Genomic DNA, 20,614 nt, shown 5'->3' on the forward strand with positions numbered 1-20,614 from the left:
CCGGCCTCTTCGCAGCGCAAGGCTGCTCCTACCTGGAATTTCCAATGATCAACGAGGACCATTGATCCCTACTTCGCGCCATCCAGCCCCATCTGCCAGAAATCGGCCTCCAGGCTCGACGCCTGGCCAAAAATCCCTGCCAGCTCCACGAACCGTTGCTCGGTCATGCTCCGCGCGGCCAGTTCATCCAGGTGCTTGCGGGCATTGGCCGCCACCTGCTGATACCCTTCCCCGGCATACTCAGCGATCCACTCACGGTAAGGGTGATCGCTCAGGTCACCAATCCGCTCAGCCAACGTCCGGCCAATTTCCGCATAGCCGATCACACAGGGCGCCAACGCCACATGCAGCTCCAGCAAATCGCCGGCGGCGCCGCAGTCGAGCACATAGCGGGTGTACGCCACCGTGGCCTGGTGCTCGGGTGCGGCCTGGATATCAGCCTGGGTCAGCCCCCAACGCGCGCACAGGCGCAGGTGCAGTTCGGTTTCGTCGAGAATTGCCGCGAGGCCCGCCTGGGCGGCGCGGATGTCGGCCGGCAGGCGGCTCTTGTAAGCGGCCAGGGCCCAGGCGCGGGCGAACTGGATCAGAAACAGGTAGTCCTGCACCAGGTACGTCCGAAACGCCGCCTCGCTCAGCGTGCCTTCGCCCATTTGCTGCACGAAATCATGCTCGACATAGCGGTGCCACTCGCCCGTGGTGGCGGCCTTGAGGCGATCGAAAATATCCATGCTCACGCCTCCCCCTCGTAAACCGCATCGAAGAAGGCCAGCTCCAAGGCCACGGTACGCAGGTAGAAATCGGTGCTCAGCTCGGCTTCCTGCGGCCCAACGCGGTCCAGTTCGGCCTGCAGGAAGGCGACGAACGCCTGGAACGCCGGGTTGTCGTGCAAGGTGATCCATTCGGCATGCACGAAGTGTTCAGGCAAGGGTTTCGGCGCCTTGAGCGCCCAGTCCAGGTACAACCCTTCGGCGACATTCAATACTGCCAACGCGGCGGCGTACGAGCGGGTGGCGGCCGCTTCACGCATGATCGCCTTGAAGCCTGCGGTCGGCGCAGTGTCTGCGGCCTCTGCGCGTTGCGCCGGGCTGACGTCCAGCGCCTCGAAGGCGCGCAGGAAATAGGTGTTTTCATCGCTGGAGATCATGCCGGCGAACTGGCCGAAGCGCAGGCGTGCCTCGAAGGTGTCCGCGGTGGCGATCGCAGCGCCGAGCAGGGTCAGGAAGCTGTCGAGAAAGCGGTGGTCCTGCACCAGGTAGCGGACCATGATCGGGTCCGGCAGGCTGCCGTCGCACAGTTGGCTAACGAAGCGGTGCCCGATGGCCGCCGACCAGGTCGGCTCGCTCTGACGGCGCAGGGTTTGCGTGAAACGTTCGGTCATGATGCTGTCCTCTGCAGGGGGTGACAGCGAGACCGTTGAAGCTGGCATGGACTGGCCTCGCAGTGAGGCCGGCAAAAAGGCAGGTTTCATGTCCCATCCCTTCGCCGGCATGATCCGGATCAGGTTCGAAGGGTCACCGCGCTGCAACGCTCAGCGGTTTCTCAGCCCGTTGCCGGGCTCCCCTTGGTGGCCCACAGGTATACAGCAGGTAGGAAGGTGCTGTCACGCCCCAAACTCTGGGCCTTGGGTGACCCGCTTGTGGGTACAGGTCCCCAGCCTGGCACGCCATTATTTAGCGCGACTCAGGTTTTCAAAGGATTTGTTTAACAAAGCATTACCGCAACATCTGTTGGCACAGCCGTTGCTCAGGCCCCGTTACTAGGCAAAACGCCATTGATGGCCCCAAGCCATAACGCCGCGAGCGAGGCACCAGGCAATGAAAACACCTGCCGTGAGTCACCCAACCAGGCACACATTCAAACTGTCTGCCGTCACCGTGCTGATGCTCAGCCTTGGGCTGAACCCGGCAATCGCGTCTTCCCTCGATGACGTCGGCCAGCCCCCGCCGACCGACCCCTCGGCCTACACCGACCAGCCGGACGACCCAAACCCGGCGTTGCTCAACCTGTACACCATGCCGGAAGCCAACGAAGGCTCGTTGGAGCTCACCGATGGTGCCTACGGTGACCGTTCGACCGTGCGCCAGGACAACGTACTGCCGCCCGCCCTGCAAACCTCTGATAAATACCCCACCAACGGCAAGCCCAGCCCGCTGTTCGGTGCGCAGCCGTTCACCCAGCAACTGCTGCTGTTCGAAGAGTTCGGCCCGGAAAAGCTCGACCCCAGCATCCCGGCACCGGACCTGACCTTTCCTGTACCGACCCTGGGCGCGGCCCCCGCACAAGATCCCAATGTGGTCGCCCGCAGCGGCCCCAGTGGCACCGCCCTGGAAGCGTTCCTCAAACAACCAGGCTTATACCCATTCCCCACCCAGTATTCCAACGTGCTCGACCGCAACCCGTGGAAGGCGCAGATCGAGATGTTTCTCAACCGCCACCCGGTCGGCTCGCCGGCTGAAGGCCGCCCCCCAGGAAAAGGCTGGTCCCATCAGCGTTGGAACGAGTTCTACCCTCAGGCTGCGTTCAAGACCGCCCAAGCTGGCGCACGCATCAACCTAGGGTTGCGTGACCGCAAGCAAATGCACAACTATGCGGTCGGCGAGTTCGCGCCGGGCGGGCTGTACTACCAGACCTCGGACATCCCCACCACGTTGGGCACCACCAAGGGCATCGACACCCGCTTCCACCCAAGTTTCCCTCTGCAAAACCACAAATCGCTGTGGACCTTCGACGGCACCTTCCCGCCCAAGCTGCTGATGGTCCGCTATGGCCAGCCGATCTTGATGCGCCATTACAACGCCTTGCCGATCGACCCGTCGGCCAACGGCGGCTTTGGCCTGCACACCATCTCGACCCATGAGCACAACGGCCACTCCCCGGCCGAAAGCGATGGCTTTGCCAACGCCTACTTCTTCCCCGGCCAGTACTACGACTACCGGTGGCCGGTGCAGTTGGCCGGTTACGACACTATCAACACCCGCGCCCAAGACCCGCGCGCGGCGTTCCCCTGCTCACCGGGCGAAACGCTGTACGTCAACGACGCCTCGCCGGGCCTTAAAACCTGCGAAAACGGCAGCATCAAGATTCGTGGCGACTGGCGCGAAACCATGAGTACCCACTGGTTCCACGACCACATGATGGATTTCACGGCGCAGAACGTCTACAAAGGCAACGCCGTGATGATGAACTACTACAGCGCCCTGGACCGCGGCAACGAGGCTCTGCAGGATGGCGTCAACCTGCGCTTCCCCAGTGGTTCGGCCATGCCGTGGGGCAACCGCGACTACGACGTCAACCTGGTGATTGCCGACAAAGCCTGGGATGCCAACGGCCAATTGTGGTTCAACCCGTTCAACACCGACGGCTTCCTCGGCGACCAGATCCTGGTCAACTGGCAGTACCAACCCAAGCTGAAAGTACGGGCGCGTAGCTACCGTTTCCGCATCCTCAATGGGTCGGTGTCGCGCTACTTCAAATTTGCCGTGGTGCGTGAAATCGCCGGCAGCAGCGGCGAATTCAAGGGCCCGTCCGGCTCCAACGTGTCGTATGCCCGCGTGCCGTTCCACATGATCGCCAACGACGGCAACATCATGGAACATGCCGTGCCATTCGACGGCACCCTGGACCTCAACGGCGACGGTGACCTCAAGGACAACAACGGCATTCTGCCGCTGCAAGGCATCGCCGAGCGTTACGACATCATCATCAACTTCGCCAAGAACGGCATCAAGGCAGGCGACAAGCTGTACTTCGTCAACCTGATGGAGCACCAGTCAGGCAAGGGCCCGAACCAGGCTATTTCGCTGGCGGACGTGCTGTCGGAGAAATACAAGGCGGTCATCAAGCAGACCAGCAAGGGCCCGCAGTGGGACCAAGGCGACCCGGTGGTGGGTAAGTTCCTGCAACTGTTGGTGCAGCCCTACAGCGGCCAGGACCTGAGCATGGACCCAGTCGCTTATGAACCGGCCAAGCCGGGCAAGGCCGCAGGCCTGAAGATGATCCCGCTGACCCTCGACCGCAACGCTGTTGCCGACCAGGCCAAGCTTAAGGATGCCCGCCATCGCGAGTTCATCTTCGGCCGTTCAGACGGCACCGACACCAACCCTTGGACCATCAAGACCGATGGCGGCTTCGGCTACAGCATGGACCCACGTCGCATCAACGCAGCGCCGCAACTGGCCAGCGAAGCCACCCAAGGCGGCTTTAGCGGCGACGGCACCCTGGAAGTTTGGAAGATCAAGAACGGCGGCAACGGCTGGAGCCACCCGGTGCATGTGCACTTCGAGGAAGGCATCGTGCTCAGCCGCGACGGCAAGGCACCGCCAGAGTGGGAAAAGTGGGCGCGTAAGGACGTCTACCGCATCGGGCCGGATGCCGATTCGTCGGAAGAAGTGGAAATGGCCATCCGCTTCCGCGAGTTTGCCGGCACCTACATGGAGCACTGCCACAACACCCAGCACGAAGACTCGTCGATGCTGCTGCGCTGGGACCTGGAGCACCCTGGCCAGTTCCAGGTGATGCCAACCCCGTTGCCGGGTTGGGACGGTGTGGAATATGTCGCTTCTGTAGGCCTGCCGACCTTCCGCACGTCGGGCCACAATGATAACGACGATACCAACAAGCCACCGGTTGCGGTCAACGACAGTGCTGCCACCACGGCCGGCAAGGCGATCACGCTCAATGTGCTGGCCAATGACACCGACCCCGAGCGCAACCTGCCCTTGACCGTCATTGGCCTCAGCCAGCCGGATTCGGGCATGGGTACCACCAGCACCGACGGCACCACGGTGACCTACACCCCACCGGCCACCGTCGCCACACCGTTCACCGCCAGCTTCAACTACTCGGCGCGCGACGCCAAGGGTGCCGAGTCGGTCGCCCCGGCGGCGGTCAGCATCGCGGTGAGCCCGGCAGTACCGGTCGACAACATCCAGGTCAGCAGTGCCTCGGTGCAAGTGCGCAGCGGCAACCGCTACACCTGGGAGCTGGCGGGCACCACCTCGGTGGCTACCGGCAATGCCATCAACGTGACGGTGGCCACCACCAGCGGGCCGTTGAACCTGGGTGCTGCCACGCTGACCGCGGCCACCACGGGTGCCCGTTGGAGGTTGTCGGCCACCACTACCGGCAACGGGCCAGCAACACCGGCGACAGCGACCGTGACGTCGACGCTGGGGCAAAGCGTGACAGCGCCAATCAGCATCAAGTAGGCAAATCAGCTGTAGGAGCAGCCTTGTGCTGCGAAGAGGCCAGTGACAACACAATGCAATTTCGGTGCTTTCACTGGCCTTTTCGCAGCGCAAGGCTGCTCCTACAACGGTTTGTGTAGGATCTTTTACGGAGGACGACTTCATGACTGGCTCATGGCGTGTTCTGCTCGTGCTGTCGCTGTTCGCTGCCAGCATCCCGTTCTGGCCCGTGCAACCCCGGCAAGCCCCACCCCAAGAAACCGCCACCCCCTGGGGCGCCGACTACTTCCCCAATACCCCCCTGCTGACCCAGGACGGTGAAAAAGTGCACTTCTTCGATGACCTGATCAAAGACAAGGTCGTCGCCATCAACTTCATCTTCACCGGCTGCTCCGACTCCTGCCCGGTGGAAACCGCGCGCCTGCGCCAGGTGCAAAAGATTCTCGGCGACCGGGTCGGCAAGGACATATTCCTCTACTCCATCAGCATCGACCCCTACAACGACACGCCGGCCACCCTCAAACGCTACGCCGAAAAATTCGCCATCGGCCCCGGCTGGACCTTGCTCACCGGCGAGCCTGCCGACATCGAGCAATTGCGCAGAAGCTTGGGCCTGTACATAGAAGGCCTGGAAAACGGCCGCTCCAAAGACCACAACCTGAGCCTGATCATCGGCAACCAGGCCACCGGCCGCTGGATGAAAGCCTCGCCCTTTGAGAGCCCCTACATCCTCGCCGACCGCCTGGGCAACAGCTTGCACAACTGGAAGCAAGCCAGTGCCATGGCCAACGACTACGCCCATGCGCCGGAAGTCCGCTCGCCCAGCAGCGGCGAGCAGATCTTCCGCACCCGCTGCTCTTCCTGCCATACCCTGGGCGACGCCGAGCCAGGCCTGCAACGGGGCATCGGCCCCGACCTGTTAGGCGTGACCCGGCAACGCGATGCCCGCTGGCTGAGCCGCTGGCTGAAAGAGCCAGATCAGATGCTTGCGCAAAAAGACCCGCTGGCGATGCTGCTGTACGAGCAATACAACCGCCTGGCAATGCCCAACATGCGGCTGGGCGATGCCGAGGTCGCTGCACTGATGACCTACATCGAAGAAGAAACCACACGCTTGCAGGCGCCGTTGGCAGACACGGCAAAACCCTAGAGGCACTTAGCCATCAGTCATCGGCCTGTCATCATACTGTCGTATGTTTTCAGCATCACCCAGGGTCGGGATTATCAGTCGTGATTCGCCGTTCGCTCTCTTCCGCCAGCCTTCTGCGCCTGTTGATCCTGATGCTGTGTGCCGCCACCCTGGCATTTCTCTGGGGGCTGCACTTCTCCCAGAAAGCCGCTGCGCGCCAGGATGCAGTGTCGGCCAAGGCGGCCGAGCACCTGAACCTGGCCAGCATCGTCGCGCAAAGCCTGCGCCAATTGGTCGACCGTGCCCAGGCCGTTGGCCGCGTCACCCAAGGCGACCTGAAGGCCCCGCGCCAGGGCAACGCCAACCTGGCCCGGTTGCTGGCCGAAGACCCGTTGTTCAAACGCATCAGCCTGTACGACCGACACGGCCGGCTCGTGTCGGCCAGCCATGCCGACGACGCCGCAACGCTGCCTGAAGACTGGCTGCGGCAGTTGCAATTGCACGTTGCCCGCTACGGCTTCAAACCCTTCATGCCCAGTATCGAGGTGCAAAGCCCGCTTAGCGCCCTGCCCACCTGGCGTCTGCCGTTCATATTGCCGCTGACCGACCTGCCCGGCCGCGAAATCGACAACATCCTGGTGGTGCAGCTGGACATCGGTTACCTGGCGGTGCTGTTCCAGCACATCGACCTGGGCAGCACCGGCCTGATGCGCCTGCTGCAGGACGATGGCCACGAACGCCTGCGCATCGACTCCAGCGGGGTGATCGTGGCCGCCGACAGCCTGGAGCCCGATTTGCCGCAGGCCGGGCCTGACGCGGGCGCGCTCACGCAGTATTCACCCGGCGGCCCCTACCAGAGCCTGTACCGGCGCCAGGCCGAGCGAGGCTTTAGCGTGGTGGTCAGCCAACGCTACGAAGAAATCCTGGCGCCGACGGCCTTGGCCTACTCACGGCAGTTCTGGCTGAACCTGAGCATGACCCTGATGATTCTGGCCAGCCTGGTGTGGACGTTGCGCCTGCTGCGCAAACGCCAGGAAGCGTTCAGCGCCCTGGAGCACGCACAGCAGGTCAACCAGCAACTGATAGAGCGGCTTGAGGACGAACACCGGCGCAGCAGCCACGCCGCGGCCACTGACCACCTCAGCGGCCTGCACAACCGCCGCCAGTTCGTCGAAGTCGCTGGGCTTGCGCTGACCCGGCAACGGGGCAAACGCCGGTTGATGGCCATCCTGTTCATCGACATGGACCGTTTCAAGTCGATCAACGACTCACTCGGCCACAAGATCGGCGACCTGCTGCTGCAAGCCGTGGCCGGGCGAATCCAACGGTTGCTGGAGCCGGGCGACGAAGCCTCGCGTTTTGGTGGTGACGAGTTCGTGGTACTACTGGCCGGTCAGCGCAGCGAAGAGCAGATCAACGTCTGGGTACGCGAGTTGGTGCAGAAACTCTCGACCACCTATGCGCTGGATGGCCAGGAGGTCAACACCAGCCCCAGCGTCGGCGTCAGTATCTGCCCACGCGATGGCCAAGACATCGACAGCCTGATCCGCTGCGCCGATGCCGCGATGTACTCGGCCAAGCAGGCCGGGCGTGCCCAGTACCGCTTCTTCGACCCGTCGCTGAACCTTTCCGATATCCATGCCTTCACCCTCGAGCAAGCCTTCGGCGCGGCGTTGGCCGAGCGCCAGTTCATCCTGCATTACCAACCGCAGATCCGCCTCGATACCCACCAGGTGCTGGGCTACGAGGCACTGGTGCGCTGGGACCACCCGGAATTCGGCCTGCTTTACCCGGACCGCTTCATCGGCCTGGCCGAGCGCAGTGGCTTTATCATCGAGCTTGGCTGGGAAGTGCTGCGCCTGGCTTGTGAGGCGCTCGCCCGTTGGCACGCGCAGGGCCGCGAAGCGCGCCTGGCGGTCAATGTTTCGGCGCTGCAGTTGCGCCAGGCAGGCTTCAGCACGCGGCTACTGAACAAATTGCAAAGGTACGGCATCGCCCCACACCGGTTGGAGCTGGAAATCACTGAAACCACCATCCTTGACCCCGAGGGCACGGCGGTCGAGCACCTGCAGCGCTTGCGCGAAGCGGGCCTGGGCATCAGCCTGGACGATTTCGGGCGCGGCTATGCAGGGTTCGCGCACCTGCACTCGCTGCCGTTGAGCAAGCTGAAAATCGACCGTTCGTTGATTGCGCCGTTGTCCAACAGCCATGACGACAGCCCGATCGTCTCCTCCACCATCATCCTGGCCAAGCGCCTCGGCCTGGAGGTGGTGGCCGAAGGTGTGGAGACCCGTGAGCAAGTGGTGTGCCTGAAGCTCGCCGGTTGCGACATTGCCCAGGGGTATCACTTCAGCCGCCCACTGTCGCCGGCACAACTGCTCGACTACCCACCCTTCAACGGCATCGATGAAAAGGTAGGTGTCTACTAAAGAGGGATGGATGCCAGGACAGGCAAGCCGATTCGGTTTATCGTGTCACCACTGAATACCGGCTACTGCACCATGACCGACATCGAGCGCTACGTCCGCGCCGCCACCCGTGACAACACGCGGCGCAGCTACCAGGCTGCCATCGACCATTTCGAGACCCAGTGGGGTGGCTTTCTGCCCGCCACCGCCGAGGGCGTGGCCCGTTACCTGGCCGACCACGCCGAGCAGCACGCGGTGAGCACTTTGCGTCAACGCCTCGCGGCCCTCAGCCAATGGCACATCAGCCAGGGCTTCCCCGACCCGACCAAGGCGCCGCTGGTGCGCCAGGTACTGCGCGGTATCCGCACCCTGCACCCGACACCGCCAAAACAGGCTGCACCGCTGTTGCTGCAACACCTGCAAACCGCCGTGCAATGCTTCGAGGACGAAGCCCGCCAGGCACGCGAATGCCACGACTTGACCACCCTGCGCCGAGCGCGTCGCGACACGGCGCTGCTGTTGCTGGGGTTTTGGCGAGGGTTTCGGGGGGATGAGCTGGCGCGCCTGCGCGTCGAGCACATCCAGGCTGAAGCCGGTGTCGGCATCACCTTGTTCCTGCCTCGCAGCAAGGGTGACCGCGAAGCGCTTGGCGTGCAGCACCGCACGCCGGCACTCAAGGCATTGTGCCCGGTCAGCGCGTACCTGCAGTGGATCGAAGTGGCCGGCATCGCCCATGGCCCGGTGTTTCGCAAGCTCGACCGCTGGGGCAACCTCAGCGACGCGGCGCTCAACAGCAACAGCCTGGTTGGGCTGCTCCGGCGCATGCTGGAGCGTGCCGGGGTACCGGCGGCGTTGTACACCGGCCACTCGCTGCGCCGTGGTTTCGCCACGTGGGCCACGGCCAATGGTTGGGAACTGAAGTCGTTGATGAGCTACGTGGGTTGGAAGGACGCCAAGTCAGCACTGCGCTACATCGACTCGGCGCAACGCTTTGGTGAGCTGGCCGTGTTACCGGCCAGCCAGGTGCACAACCTCATTCCTTGAAGGCGTGGCGCGCAATGCCGCCGATTTCCGGGCGGATCGCATAGAGGTCGCCGGCATCCGGGTAGTGCCGCAGCTCTACAGCGTTCATGCCGAACCGCGCGGTGGTGATATACAAGGTGGTCATCCCTTCACCGCCAAAGCAGCAACTGGTCGGGCGCGTCACCGGCATCACCACCTGGTCGGTCAGGTGGCCGTGACGGTCGTAACGCAGCAGGCAACTGCCATTGAACTGGCACACCCACAGCCCGCCTTCGCGGTCTAGCGCAATGCCGTCCGGGCGCCCCAGCTCAGCAGGTGTTTCGGCAAACAGCGTAACCTCGGTCAAGCGGCCTTCGGGCAGGTACTCGGCGCGGTAGATGGCGCGGGCGACCGAGTCGACGAAGAAAACGCTTTTCCCGTCTTCCGACCAGGCCAGCCCGTTAGGCAGCGCCATGCCATCGTGGATCACCTGGTCGCTCAGTTCCGCGTCGAAACGGAACAAGGCGCCGGTCTTGCCACTTGGGGCTTCGTCCATCAGGCCGCTGACGAAACGGCCCTGGGGGTCGCAGGCACCATCGTTGAAACGGTAGGTGGAACGCGGGTGAACCGGCACGGAGTATTGCCGCACCTTGCGCGCGTTCACGTCCAGAATGGCGACACTGGAATCCTCGGTGAAGATCAAGTTGCCCTGGTCGGTCAGGGCCAGGGCGCCAATGCGTGCGGCCGACTCATACAGGCTTTCGACCTCGCCGTCCGGGTTCAGCCGATTGATGCGCCCATCGGTGATATCGACGAAGTACAGCGCGCCGCTGCGCGCGTCCCAAACCGGGCTCTCGCCCAGATCGGCGCGGGTGTTGGCGACCTTGACCGGTACGTAATGGCATTCCTTGATGCGGCTCCAGCGTTCGGCCACTTCCTTGAAGTTGCCCGCCTGTACCCGCGCCAGGTCGCGTGGGTAGCTGACGCCGCTGTTCTCGGTGAAACGGGTGGCGGTGAACTGCCCGTTGCTGGCACGCAGGATGTAGCCCGTGTCGCGGCACAGCGAGCTGGCCAGGTACAACAACCCTGGGGTGACCCATTCGGGCTTGAGCTCTTCCGGGGCCTGGGTCACGCCCCACATGCGGGTCTTGGCCACGGGCGAGATGGCATTGACCAGGATGCCGTGCTCCATCCCTTCCATGCTCAAGGCGTTCATGATGCCGACCTGGGCCATCTTGCCGGCTGAATAGGCCACCAGCCCGGGCTGCGAATAGCGCTGGTACATGGCGCGGTCCGAGGTGGTCAGCACCACGCGCGGGGCGGCGGAATGCTTGAGGTACTTCCAGGCATGCTTGGCCAGCCACACCGGGGCGTGCACGCTGATGCCCAGCGCGCGCTGAAGAAAGGCTTCTTCCTGCGCTTCGATGCCCTGGTAATCGACCCAGCCTGCATTGTGAATGAGGATATCCAGTGCGCCAAACTGCTCGATGGCCAGCTCGATCAATTGTTGGCAGGCGCGTTCGTCTTCCAATTGCCCGGCATGGGCGATCGCGTTGTAGCCCTTGGCCTGCAGGGCCGCGAGTGCCTGGGCTAGGGCCGACGGGTCCTCGCCCTGGCCTGCCCGGTCAGTCCCCAGGTCGCTGATGACCACGCGGGCGCCTCGCTCGGCCAGTGCCATGGCGTAAGCCAGGCCCAGCCCTTGGGCAGCACCGGTGATGATCGCGACTTTGTTCTTGAATGGGTCTGTGATTGGCATTGCAGGGCACCTTCGATTCTCCTTTTTTACGATAACAATAAAAAAATCAATGACTTAATATTAAAAGCATGCAACTTTGATATCTCAGGGATATCACCGAGGCTTTGTCACTCGGTGGCCACGCACTATGATGGCCGCCTTGCAGGGGTGGCGCCTGCCAGGCACCCCGGCAAGTCGATGAAGGAACAGAGAATGATCGAGACACGTTTGCTCAGGCAGTTCATCGCCGTAGCCGAAGAACTGCACTTCCACAAGGCCGCCATCCGCCTGCACATGGCGCAGCCGCCCCTGAGCCAAGCGATCAACCGCCTTGAAGAAAAGCTCGGCTTCAGCCTTTTTCTGCGCAACAAGCGCGGGGTCAAGCTGACTGCCGCTGGCATGGCCTTTCTGGAAACCGCGTACCGCACGCTCAAAGAGCTGGAGCAAGGCATCGAATACGCGCGCAATGTCTCGGAAGGCATCTGCGGCAAACTGACGATCACGGCCATCTCCATTGCGTATTACGAGTCGCTGCTCACGACCTTGCGCAGGTTCCGCGAGGTCTACCCGAATGTACGCCTGACCATCCGCGAGATGCCCTCAGCCTCGCAGGCCAAGGCCTTGATGGCCGGCGAAGCCGACATCGGTTTCATGCGCAAGCTGCCGATGCCGCCCGATACCATCGAGTCGCGGCTGTTGCTCAACGAGCAGATCATCATGGCCCTGCCCGCCAACCACGCCAGGGCCCATCAGCCGCTGGTCGACCTGCGCGATTTTGCCGAAGAGGACTTCGTCTTCACCCCGCAAGCCCTGGGCAGTGGCTACCACAGCCAGTTGATTGCCCTGTGCGAGTCGGCCGGTTTCTACCCCAAGGTGGTGCAGGAGGCGGCGCAGATCCACACCCTGATCGGCCTGGTCGCCTGTGGCTTCGGCGTGGCCCTGGTGCCGGAGTCGATCGCTTACTCGACGCTGCGTGAGCGTGTGCAATTCCGCCCGATCCGCCCGATCAAGGACCAGCCCACCCCAACCATGGGCCTGTACATGAACTGGAACATCCAGAACGCTTCGCCGGCCCTGGGCAGTTTCATCGCCATGCTCGACCAGGGCGCGCCGAAGCGCTTCAGCGACACCCTGCAGAACCCTCTGATCCTGTAGCCCTACACCGTCAACCGGTACTCACGTAGCCAGGTGTCCAGCGCCAGGGCCGTCTCCAGGTTGTTACGCCGCAGTTGCGAGTTGAAATAACCCTCGGGCTGGCGCAACTCGGCGGCCAGCCGACCGTGGTCGATGACCTGGAACACGGGCCGGACTGGCGCCTTCAGCAACTGCCGAATGCGCTCGCGCAGAAAGCGCTCATAGGCCAGGTTCGCCGAGGTCGGGTACGGGCTTTTGCGCCGTTGCAACACCGCAGGCGGTACCCGGTCGGCGCCGGCCTGCTTGAGCAACCATTTTTCCTCGCCATCCTTGCCCTTGATCGACCACGGCACGTTGTACACGTACTCCACCAGTGAATGATCAGTGAACGGCACCCGCACCTCGAGGCTCGCGGCCATGCTCAGGCGGTCCTTGCGATCGAGCAGAATCGGCAGCCAGCGCTGCAGGTGCATGTGGCAGATTTCGCGCATGCGCCGTTCCTGCGGACTGTCCCCTGGCAGATGCTCGACGCTGTCCAGGGCCTGGTGATAACAGCTGTCCTGATACTGGGCAAAATCGCAGGCCCGGTTGAACTCAGGGTTGATCAGCTCGGGCTGCAGCAGTTGCATGCGCGACAACCAAGGGAAGCGCGCTGCGGCCACGGCCTGCGGGTCGCGGAACCAGGCGTAGCCCCCAAACACTTCATCTGCCGCCTCACCGGAGATGGCCACCGTGGAATGCGCGCGGATCGCCTTGAACAACAGGTACAGCGAGGTGTCCACGTCGCCGAAGGTGGCCGCGCTGTCGTTGGCGCGGTACACCGCCAGGCGGGCCGGGTCCGACACCAACTCCCGGTTGTCTATGAGGATGGTCTGGTGCCGGCTGCCGATGTACTGGGCCGCCGCCAGGGCATAAGGCTGGTCACGTTCGGGGCGAAACGCATCACCCTGAAACTGCTCTGCCTGGCCGACGAAATCCACCGAGAACGAATTCACCGCCCCGCCCTGCTCGGCCACTAACCGCTGTTGCGCCATGGCGGTCAGCAGGGTCGAGTCCAGGCCACCGGACAGCAGCGAGCAAACCGGCACATCGGCATGCAACTGCTCGCCCAAGGCATTGTCGAGCAGCTCGCGGGTGCGTTCGACCGTGGTCGCCACGTCGTCCTGATGCTCGCGGCGTTGCAACTGCCAGTAGCGGCTGATCTTTACCTGCCCCTGGGGCCGCCAGGACAACCGATGCCCCGGCGGCAATTCGCTGACCCCGCGAAAGGCAGTGCGGGTGGTGCCCCGGGACAGGCTTAAGGCATCCACCAGGCCGACCGCGTCTAGGGTGCTGGCAACCTCGGGGTGGGCAAGAATCGCCTTGATCTCGGAGCCGAACAGCAACCCCTGCTGGTGACGGGCGTAGTACAGCGGCTTGACCCCCAAGCGGTCACGCACCAGCAGAAAGTGGCCACTGCGCCCATCGAACACGGCGAAGGCGAACATGCCATTGAGGTGGTCGCAGCACTGCTCGCCCCACTCCAGGTAGGCGTGCAGCACCACCTCGGTGTCGCTGCGTGTTTTAAACACATGCCCGGCCTGGCGCAACCGTTCGCGCAGGGCATGGTGGTTATAGACCTCGCCGGTGTACACCAGCGCGACGTCTTCACCCGTGGCGAAGCGGTAGGTCATGGGCTGCACGCCACCGCTCAGGTCGATGATGGCCAGGCGCCGATGCCCGAGCAAGGCGTTGCGGTGCTGCCAGCTGCCGCTGGCATCCGGCCCGCGCAAGGCCAAGGTATCGGTCATGGCGCCGAGCACCTGGCGCTGTTGCGCGAGGTCGCGGGTGTAGTCCACCCAGCCTGTAATTCCGCACATGGCTCGCCCCTTACACCTGAAGACGACGGGTAGGCAGCAGGCCGATCAGCGCCTGCACACGTTTGGCGATGTCCAGCAACTGCTGCTCGCTGTCGCGTCGGCCCATGATCTGTATGGCCAGGGGCGCCTTGCCGTCAGCGCTGAGGGCGATCGGCACGGTAATGGCCGGCAGGCCGCTGAAGCTGGCCAGAGGGGTGAAACCGATTTTCTGGGCATAGTCGTGATCGTCCGGTGACGGAATGGTCGAATCACCTGGTTGCGGGCTGCGCCGGTCGAAGGGCCGGTTCGGGTCCATCGGGAAAATAACGACATCCACCTGGGCGGCCTCGAACCAGGCATCGATACCCGCCCGCACGGCGCCCATGCGGGCATGAATGCGCGAGTAGTCGCTGTCGCTTACCCCTTCACCTACCTTGAGCGCGCTGAGCGTTGACCAATGCAGTTCGCAGTCGAAGCGTCGCGCCCAGGCCGCAGATGCCAGCCAAGCGTCGCGCGCGCACAGCTGCCAGGCATCGCCACGGCAGGCCCACAGGTCGGGCATGGCCACTTCACGCGGGGCCATGCCCAGGTCGGCCAGTGCACTACGGGCCTGGCTCAACATGTCGAGCATTGGTGCGCTGGTCAGCGCAGGGTCGAGCGCGTGTTCAAGCACGCCGACACGGTAGTACTGCTTGAGCGGTTGCTGATCGCCCAGCAACGGCCCCAAGCCCAGCATCGGCAGCAGCAGGGCAAAGTCGTCGGCGCTGCGGGTCACCCAACCCAAGGCGTCCATGCGTGGCGACAGCGGGAATACTCCGGCCAGGCTGGCGGCCTTGTGGGTCATGCGCAAGCCGACCATGCCACAGTGGGACGCCGGCCAACGCACCGAGCCCAGCACATCGGTACCCAACGAGATGTCGCACAGGCCCGCAGCCACGGAAACCGCAGAACCGGTGCTGGAACCCGATGGGTCGATGGTCGGGAAATGCGGGTTGCGGCAGCCTGCGCCGAACGCGATGTTCAGCTCGGTGGTCGCCACCTTGCTGGTCAGCGCGATACGCGGGTCGAGGTGGCTCAGCGCCTCGGCGCTGCGTTGCGGGTAGTGACGGTAGCTGCGCAGCCCCAGGCGGGTCGGTAGGCCGGCGACGTCCACGGTGTCCTTCACTCCCAGCCGGACCCACGGCGCCTCAACTGGGCGGGTGCTGGTCAGGCAGCGATAGTGGCTGTCGGCGTGATCGCGCCAGGCCTCATACTGTGCAGCCCAATCAGCCGCCAGTGCTGGGCTGCGTTCCAGCAGTTCGAGGCGCTTGCGCAGGCTTAGGCCGAGGTATTCGGGCTGTTCGCGGCCACTGGCCAGCGGCGCACCGCAGTGGTTCAGGTAATGGGCGATGGTGCCCTGGGTATCAGCGTGGCTCATGGGTGTATTCCTTGACAGTTAATGAGGCGGCCCACGGTTGGGGCTTGCCGGTGGCAGACAGCGGCAGGTGCGCGACCCGGCGCACGGCGACCGGTCGCGGGTGGTGCGCAGGCCAGTGCGTGAGCGCTTCGCGCACGGCCTGCTCGGTCAACGTTGGCGAACTGAACAGCACTTCGAACGCTTCGGCGCGCAACCCATCGCGCACCGCCACGCAGGCCAGGGTCGGGCACTGCAGGCGTTGGCCGAGCTCGCAGGCCAGGCGCGCCAGGTCGAGCCGAACCCCGTTGACCTTGATCAGGCTGCTGGCCCGGCCCAGCCATTGAAAGCGTCGCGCGTCCAATGGCAGCACCAGGTCATCGCAACGGTGAGCGTGTGCCGGGGTTGCAGCGCCCTGCTCCCGCGCGATACGTGGGCTGCTGACGTCTAGCGGGCCGGCAGCGCCGATAGGGCTCAGCAACTCGACATCGCTCAGCAGCGTCCACGGTTGCTCTGCGGTACTTTGCGCATCCAGCGCGCGATAGGCCATGGCGCCGGTTTCGGTGGCACCCAGCAGCTCGATGAAGCGCACCTGCGGCCCTGCGAAGCGGTGCACGGTGGCCAATGCGTCCGGTGGCAACAGCGATGCGCTGTGCACCACCAGTACCGAACGCCGTACTGAAAGGCGCGCCAGCAGTGCAGGCAAGAGCCGCCAGGTGCTGGCAATGGCGAGGATCACACAGGGCCCGTCGCCATCGAGCTGCGGTAACTGCTGCTGTTCCAGCGAGCAGGCCTGCAACCGCGCGTTCAGCCATTGCGCACCGACCGCGCCCAGGATCATCCCGTAGCTGTGGCAGCTCGGCGCGAATGACAGGATCTCGCTCGCGTCAGCCGCCCAGCGGCCGAGAATCAGCGCGGCCTCGTCGACCATCTGCGCGTGGCTGCGTAGCCAGTGGCGTGGCGCGCCGGTGGAGCCTGACGTGGTGAACAGATGATCGCCGCTCACGGGGTGGCCTGCAGGGTCAATTGGTCTTCGCGTTTCTGGGCGACGAACTGCTCCATCTTTTCCAGTGTTTCAAACCAGTAGCGAACGTCGTCACTCAGGTAATCCACTTCGATGGCGAAACAGGCTTCAATGGCGGTGATGACCTCGACGGCCATCAGGCTGTCGAAGCGTTCGCCTAGAAAATCGCGGAAGCTGTCGCGCTTATCGATGGCGTTGACCTCGTCACCGAGTAATTGCGCCAATGCTTGACGAATCTGCTGCTCAATAGAAAGGTTGCTCACGCGCCTGGTTTTCCTTGTTGATGGTGGGCATTGATCAATGCCGTTCCCGCGCTGTAGAACACGTGTTCTGGCAGGATCGGATCAAACTGCAGGTAGATGAAAGCGTTCGGGTAGTGACTCACCAGACAACGGTGCAGGCCTTCGGCCAAGACCGCATGGGCCAGCCCGTCGCGCGCCGCCGACAGGGTGATGCGCAGGTAGAACTGCAACGCCACACCGTTGCCATCAGCAGTCGGCAATGGCATGCCGGCGCTGAACACACACCCCGGTTCCAGCGGGTTGAAAAACACCATGCAATGCGCGGTATCGGCGCCCTGCGCTTTCAGCAGGCGGGTGAACGCCAGGGCCAGGCGCTTGCGCTCGATGGGCTGCAGTGGTGCGCAGCTAACAGTAATGGTTGGCATGCCTGCTCCTCACGACAGCTGCAGGTTGGGCAGGTGCTGACGCCTGCCTTCGGCAAACGCCTGCAACAGGCGCCCCAGGCAATCGGACAGTGCGTCGTGGCCCTCCAGGTACAGCGGCGACCAGGCATGGCCTTGGCCGCTGCGCACTTTGTCGAGAAAGAACTGCAGGTGCGCGCGGTCGACCGGCAACCCCTGCGCGGCGCCGAACGCCACGGCCTGGTAGGTGCTGAGCAAATCAGGGATGCGCTGCCCCAGATTGGCGAAGCCGCCCTGGCGCACCTTGTGTGCAACCAGCAGTTCGTTTGCCTGCTCGCGCACATCCCAGCCCACATGGTGCAGGCAGATCAAGGCTTGCAGGCTGGCACGCAAGGACGCCTGCCCTCGTGGGTAGGCGGCGTGCCCACCTTGCTGAGCGCAACTGGCCACAAAGGCCTCCAGCGCCACAAGGTCGACCCCAGCGTTATTGCCCAGTTGCTGGAGGATCGCCACCGCAGACGCCGTGGACACCAGGTCCGACCCGCGCCCCTCCCAGAACCCGAAGCCACCATCGGGGTTCTGCAACGAGGCCAGCCAGTGCCCGACCGCCTTGCGCGCCGCTGGCTGGCCGGCGAAGGCGCCCGCCGCCAGGCCCCAATTGGTGCAGCGGACTTCGGCGCCCCGCCCTGGCATGTACATGAGCCCAGGCTCGTTAGGCATCTGGCAGCCTTCGATCCAGTGCAAGGCTGCCGCCCGTTGCGCAGCATTCAGCTGTTCGCCGAGCACGGCAGCCGCCGTGGTCAGCACATCCGCCGCGCTGTCGACCTGCCGATAGGTGTAGCCACCCTGAGGCAGCGCCAAGGTCGCGATGAACCGTGCAATGTCATCTGCCAGGTGGGCCACCGGCTCTCCCAACGCCTTGAGCGAGCCCACCGCGCAAAAAGCGGCCCAGACGTCCTCGCCGTCATAGCCCTGCCAACGCACGAAAGCGCCACTGGGCCGACGCAGTGCGTCGATCCAGGCGATACACGCGTGGCGCGCCAAGGGCTGCGCATGCAATGCCGCAAGGCTCGCCGTGGCGCGGTAGGTCGCCCACAGGCACGGTTGCTCGGCAGCCTCGCTGAAACGAAAGCCGCCGCTTTCCACCTGCTGCGCCTGCAACCAGGCAATCAACCGCGGCAGGTCCCACTGCGGTGCGGGCAGCCCCTGCTGGGCCAGGGCTCGCGCGGCCATCACGCCGTAGAAGCAGGCTCGGGTGTCGGCCAAGTTGCGCTGGGCAAAGTCCGCGGACCAACTGAGGCCGCCATTGCTGCACTGCAGCCCTTCCAGCCAGGCGTACAACGCCGGGGCATCGGCCACCTGCCCCTGGCACACCTCGATTAACGTGCGCACGGCATAGTGGGTGGCCCAGACGTCCGCCGTCTGGCCGGGGCACATGGCGTAGGCATCACCGTCGAACAGCGTTTGCAGCCAATCGGCAGTTTGGGCGCCATGGTCAATGGCGATACCCAGGTCCTTGAGCGTTTCGGTGCAATAAAAAGTCGCCCAGGCGTCGGATGGCATGCCCTTGCTCCAGGCGAACCCCCCATCGCGGTTACGCCGGGACTGGATATAGCTGTGCAGGGCCGGCGTATCGACGCTGTCGAGGCGCTCGACCCAGGCCAGGCTGCGGATCGCGGCGTATGTGCACCACAAGTCAGGCTGGCCGTTGCCCAGACCGCGCCCTTGGGCAAGGGGTGACGTGGTCATTGCTTGCCCCCCACGAAGCGCAGGTTGGTCTTCTTCCAGCTTTTTTGCGAGCCACCGCTCTTGTTGATGGCCGACAAGTTGTTGACGAACAGCACACGGCTCCAGCGCAGCCCCATCAGTTGCTCGGAACGTGCCAGCAGCTGCGCTTGCAATGGGCCTTCCTGGGCGTTGTCCCAGTGCACGTCACGTTCAAGGATCAACGCGGCGCTGTCGTTCTGGCGGTCGATTTCGATCACATAGCCAGTCGCGTCGCAGGCGCCGTAGACCACCTCTTCGACGGCGCGAATCTCAAGGTCTACGCCGGCCACCGCGATGCTGTCGCTGTCGCGGCCATTGACCAACAGGCTGGGGCTGCTCCGCCCGGCTTGCCAAGGCGCGGTAAGGGTGACGCTGTCGCCGGTGTCCAGCCGCAGTAACGGCCGCGCATACAGGTTCAGCGGGGTGACGACGAGGCGGCCGGTCAGGCCTTCGGCGGGCGTTACCAGCCTGCCGTCCGGCAACAGCAGCTCGAAATAATTCGTGGCCGTGGCCAGGCGCATCTGCTGGCCCGCGCCTACGGCTGCCAGCGTGCCGGTCTCGGTACTGCCATAACTGGCGTCGTGTACCTCGCAGTGCCACCCGCGGGCCAAACGGTCACGAAACGGCTGGGTGTTGACCTCGCCCAGCAGCATGATCGTGCGCACCGACTGGGCAAACGTGTCGAGCAGCTCCCGCTGCTTGAGGTAGCGGGTCAGTTGCACCAGTACGCCGGGGGCGATGAACAGCACCGTGGGCCGGTAGGTGTCGAAGGTCGTGCACACCCGTTCCCAGTCGGTGATGCCGGTGGTAAAGGGATAGAGCCGTACATGCGACACGTCGAGGTATTCGCAGACGTTGGCGATCAGGTCGCCGACCGGCACGATGTCCGATGGCATCAGGTTGGCCACCCGCGCCCCGGGCTGCAGCACCGCTCGCCAGTGGCTGGCGACGCTGACGGCATTCCAGATGATGTCGTGTTTCAGGCGCGGGGTTGGGGTTGGCTCGCCGGTGGTGCCGGTGGTGGCGTAGTACTTGGCCGCATCGCCAAGGGCTACGGTGCAAAACGCCAGGGGTTGGCTTTTCAGCGCGGCCTTGGCGGTCAGCGGCAATTGCTGGAACGCTGTGAAGCTGTAGGGGCCAATCCCTGCGTAATGGGTACTGTGTTGCGCACGCGTCCAGACTGCTTGCAACTTGCGTTCATAAAATGCGGCATCGGGCACGCGCCCGACCTGCTCTTGAAGTTCGCCCTCGGCATCCTTCAACACGCCGAAATCCTTATCGCCATGAACTAACATCGACTCGCCCTCTCGAATAAACAGTGCAGAGAATTGGCGAGCGACGGGGGTTAAGTAAAA

15 protein-coding genes, 1 pseudogene and 1 riboswitch are annotated in these 20,614 nt (G+C 64.0%); of the genes and pseudogenes, 5 read left to right on the forward strand and 11 right to left on the reverse strand.

The genetic code is table 11. The features are described 5' to 3' along the window. Positions 1 to 68 precede the first annotated feature (68 nt). Both tenA and D886_RS0118885 read right to left on the reverse strand, forming a co-directional pair. Complete coding sequence (gene tenA, locus D886_RS0118880) at positions 69 to 728, reverse strand: thiaminase II (protein WP_033694274.1); 660 nt, start codon at positions 726 to 728, stop codon at positions 69 to 71. Between the two features lie 2 nt (positions 729 to 730). Next, on the reverse strand, positions 731 to 1,378 hold the full coding sequence (locus D886_RS0118885; protein ID WP_027595398.1) for a TenA family protein: 648 nt from the start codon (positions 1,376 to 1,378) through the stop codon (positions 731 to 733). Between the two features lie 79 nt (positions 1,379 to 1,457). Beyond that, a riboswitch (TPP riboswitch) is annotated at positions 1,458 to 1,572 on the reverse strand. A gap of 242 nt (positions 1,573 to 1,814) precedes the next feature. Between D886_RS0118885 and D886_RS0118890 the strand changes: the two genes are divergently transcribed. From D886_RS0118890 to D886_RS0118905, 4 genes are all read left to right on the forward strand, one after another. Beyond that, entirely contained in the window at positions 1,815 to 5,207 is a 3,393-nt protein-coding gene (locus tag D886_RS0118890) for an Ig-like domain-containing protein (protein WP_027595399.1), read from the forward strand. Positions 5,208 to 5,349: 142 nt separating this feature from the next. Beyond that, positions 5,350 to 6,336: an SCO family protein gene (locus D886_RS0118895; protein ID WP_027595400.1), complete on the forward strand. Its 987-nt coding sequence runs from the start codon at positions 5,350 to 5,352 to the stop codon at positions 6,334 to 6,336. Positions 6,337 to 6,416: 80 nt separating this feature from the next. Further along, the gene (locus D886_RS0118900) at positions 6,417 to 8,744 is read left to right on the forward strand and encodes a bifunctional diguanylate cyclase/phosphodiesterase (RefSeq protein ID WP_027595401.1); all 2,328 of its coding nucleotides are present in this window, start codon (positions 6,417 to 6,419) and stop codon (positions 8,742 to 8,744) included. A gap of 42 nt (positions 8,745 to 8,786) precedes the next feature. Then, on the forward strand, positions 8,787 to 9,767 hold the full coding sequence (locus D886_RS0118905; RefSeq protein ID WP_218186931.1) for a site-specific integrase: 981 nt from the start codon (positions 8,787 to 8,789) through the stop codon (positions 9,765 to 9,767). On the opposite strand, the gene D886_RS28900 is transcribed toward D886_RS0118905, so the two are convergent. Then, a complete protein-coding gene (locus tag D886_RS28900; RefSeq protein ID WP_371098215.1) occupies positions 9,757 to 10,809 on the reverse strand; it encodes an SMP-30/gluconolactonase/LRE family protein in 1,053 nt (350 codons plus the stop codon). The two genes, D886_RS0118905 and D886_RS28900, sit on opposite strands and share 11 nt — an antisense overlap. A gap of 27 nt (positions 10,810 to 10,836) precedes the next feature. Then, positions 10,837 to 11,481: pseudogene (locus D886_RS28905) on the reverse strand (SDR family NAD(P)-dependent oxidoreductase); the annotation flags it as partial. A gap of 192 nt (positions 11,482 to 11,673) precedes the next feature. Between D886_RS28905 and D886_RS0118915 the strand changes: the two are divergent. After that, positions 11,674 to 12,615 carry a LysR family transcriptional regulator gene (locus D886_RS0118915; protein WP_027595404.1) on the forward strand — a complete coding sequence of 314 codons (942 nt, stop codon included), beginning with the start codon at positions 11,674 to 11,676 and terminating at the stop codon, positions 12,613 to 12,615. A 2-nt stretch (positions 12,616 to 12,617) separates the two neighbouring features. On the opposite strand, the gene asnB is transcribed toward D886_RS0118915, so the two are convergent. Genes asnB through D886_RS0118950 form a run of 7 tightly spaced genes read right to left on the reverse strand, consistent with a single transcriptional unit; the run spans position 12,618 to position 20,524 of the window. Further along, positions 12,618 to 14,453, reverse strand: a complete 1,836-nt coding sequence (gene asnB / locus D886_RS0118920) for an asparagine synthase (glutamine-hydrolyzing) (protein ID WP_027595405.1) — start codon at positions 14,451 to 14,453, stop codon at positions 12,618 to 12,620. A 10-nt stretch (positions 14,454 to 14,463) separates the two neighbouring features. Beyond that, positions 14,464 to 15,849 carry an amidase gene (locus D886_RS0118925; RefSeq protein WP_027595406.1) on the reverse strand — a complete coding sequence of 462 codons (1,386 nt, stop codon included), beginning with the start codon at positions 15,847 to 15,849 and terminating at the stop codon, positions 14,464 to 14,466. Then, positions 15,836 to 16,831 carry an AMP-binding protein gene (locus tag D886_RS0118930; RefSeq protein ID WP_027595407.1) on the reverse strand — a complete coding sequence of 332 codons (996 nt, stop codon included), beginning with the start codon at positions 16,829 to 16,831 and terminating at the stop codon, positions 15,836 to 15,838. Before D886_RS0118930 ends, D886_RS0118925 begins: the two co-directional genes overlap by 14 nt. After that, positions 16,828 to 17,112 carry an acyl carrier protein gene (locus tag D886_RS0118935; protein ID WP_027595408.1) on the reverse strand — a complete coding sequence of 95 codons (285 nt, stop codon included), beginning with the start codon at positions 17,110 to 17,112 and terminating at the stop codon, positions 16,828 to 16,830. Before D886_RS0118935 ends, D886_RS0118930 begins: the two co-directional genes overlap by 4 nt. Further along, positions 17,109 to 17,516 (reverse strand): hypothetical protein, encoded by a 408-nt coding sequence (locus tag D886_RS0118940; protein ID WP_027595409.1) that lies wholly within the window; start codon positions 17,514 to 17,516, stop codon positions 17,109 to 17,111. Before D886_RS0118940 ends, D886_RS0118935 begins: the two co-directional genes overlap by 4 nt. Positions 17,517 to 17,525: 9 nt before the next feature. Further along, complete coding sequence (locus tag D886_RS0118945) at positions 17,526 to 19,241, reverse strand: prenyltransferase/squalene oxidase repeat-containing protein (RefSeq protein WP_027595410.1); 1,716 nt, start codon at positions 19,239 to 19,241, stop codon at positions 17,526 to 17,528. Then, a complete protein-coding gene (locus D886_RS0118950) occupies positions 19,238 to 20,524 on the reverse strand; it encodes a phenylacetate--CoA ligase family protein (protein ID WP_256215215.1) in 1,287 nt (428 codons plus the stop codon). The genes D886_RS0118945 and D886_RS0118950 overlap by 4 nt, the downstream gene beginning before the upstream one ends. Between the last annotated feature and the right edge of the window lie 90 nt (positions 20,525 to 20,614).

It is taken from the genome of Pseudomonas sp. LAIL14HWK12:I7 (genome assembly GCF_000483465.1).
GTDB classification, from domain to species: Bacteria; Pseudomonadota; Gammaproteobacteria; order Pseudomonadales; family Pseudomonadaceae; genus Aquipseudomonas; species Aquipseudomonas kermanshahensis.

Excerpts from the sequence above, each read along its gene's own strand:
- tenA (WP_033694274.1), bottom strand. The coding sequence starts at position 728 with ATGGATATTTTCGATCGCCTCAAGGCCGCCACCACGGGCGAGTGGCAC.
- D886_RS0118885 (WP_027595398.1), bottom strand. The coding sequence starts at position 1,378 with ATGACCGAACGTTTCACGCAAACCCTGCGCCGTCAGAGCGAGCCGACC.
- D886_RS0118890 (WP_027595399.1), top strand. The coding sequence starts at position 1,815 with ATGAAAACACCTGCCGTGAGTCACCCAACCAGGCACACATTCAAACTG.
- D886_RS0118895 (WP_027595400.1), top strand. The coding sequence starts at position 5,350 with ATGACTGGCTCATGGCGTGTTCTGCTCGTGCTGTCGCTGTTCGCTGCC.
- D886_RS0118915 (WP_027595404.1), top strand. The coding sequence starts at position 11,674 with ATGATCGAGACACGTTTGCTCAGGCAGTTCATCGCCGTAGCCGAAGAA.
- asnB (WP_027595405.1), bottom strand. The coding sequence starts at position 14,453 with ATGTGCGGAATTACAGGCTGGGTGGACTACACCCGCGACCTCGCGCAA.
- D886_RS0118925 (WP_027595406.1), bottom strand. The coding sequence starts at position 15,849 with ATGAGCCACGCTGATACCCAGGGCACCATCGCCCATTACCTGAACCAC.
- D886_RS0118940 (WP_027595409.1), bottom strand. The coding sequence starts at position 17,516 with ATGCCAACCATTACTGTTAGCTGCGCACCACTGCAGCCCATCGAGCGC.
- D886_RS0118945 (WP_027595410.1), bottom strand. The coding sequence starts at position 19,241 with ATGACCACGTCACCCCTTGCCCAAGGGCGCGGTCTGGGCAACGGCCAG.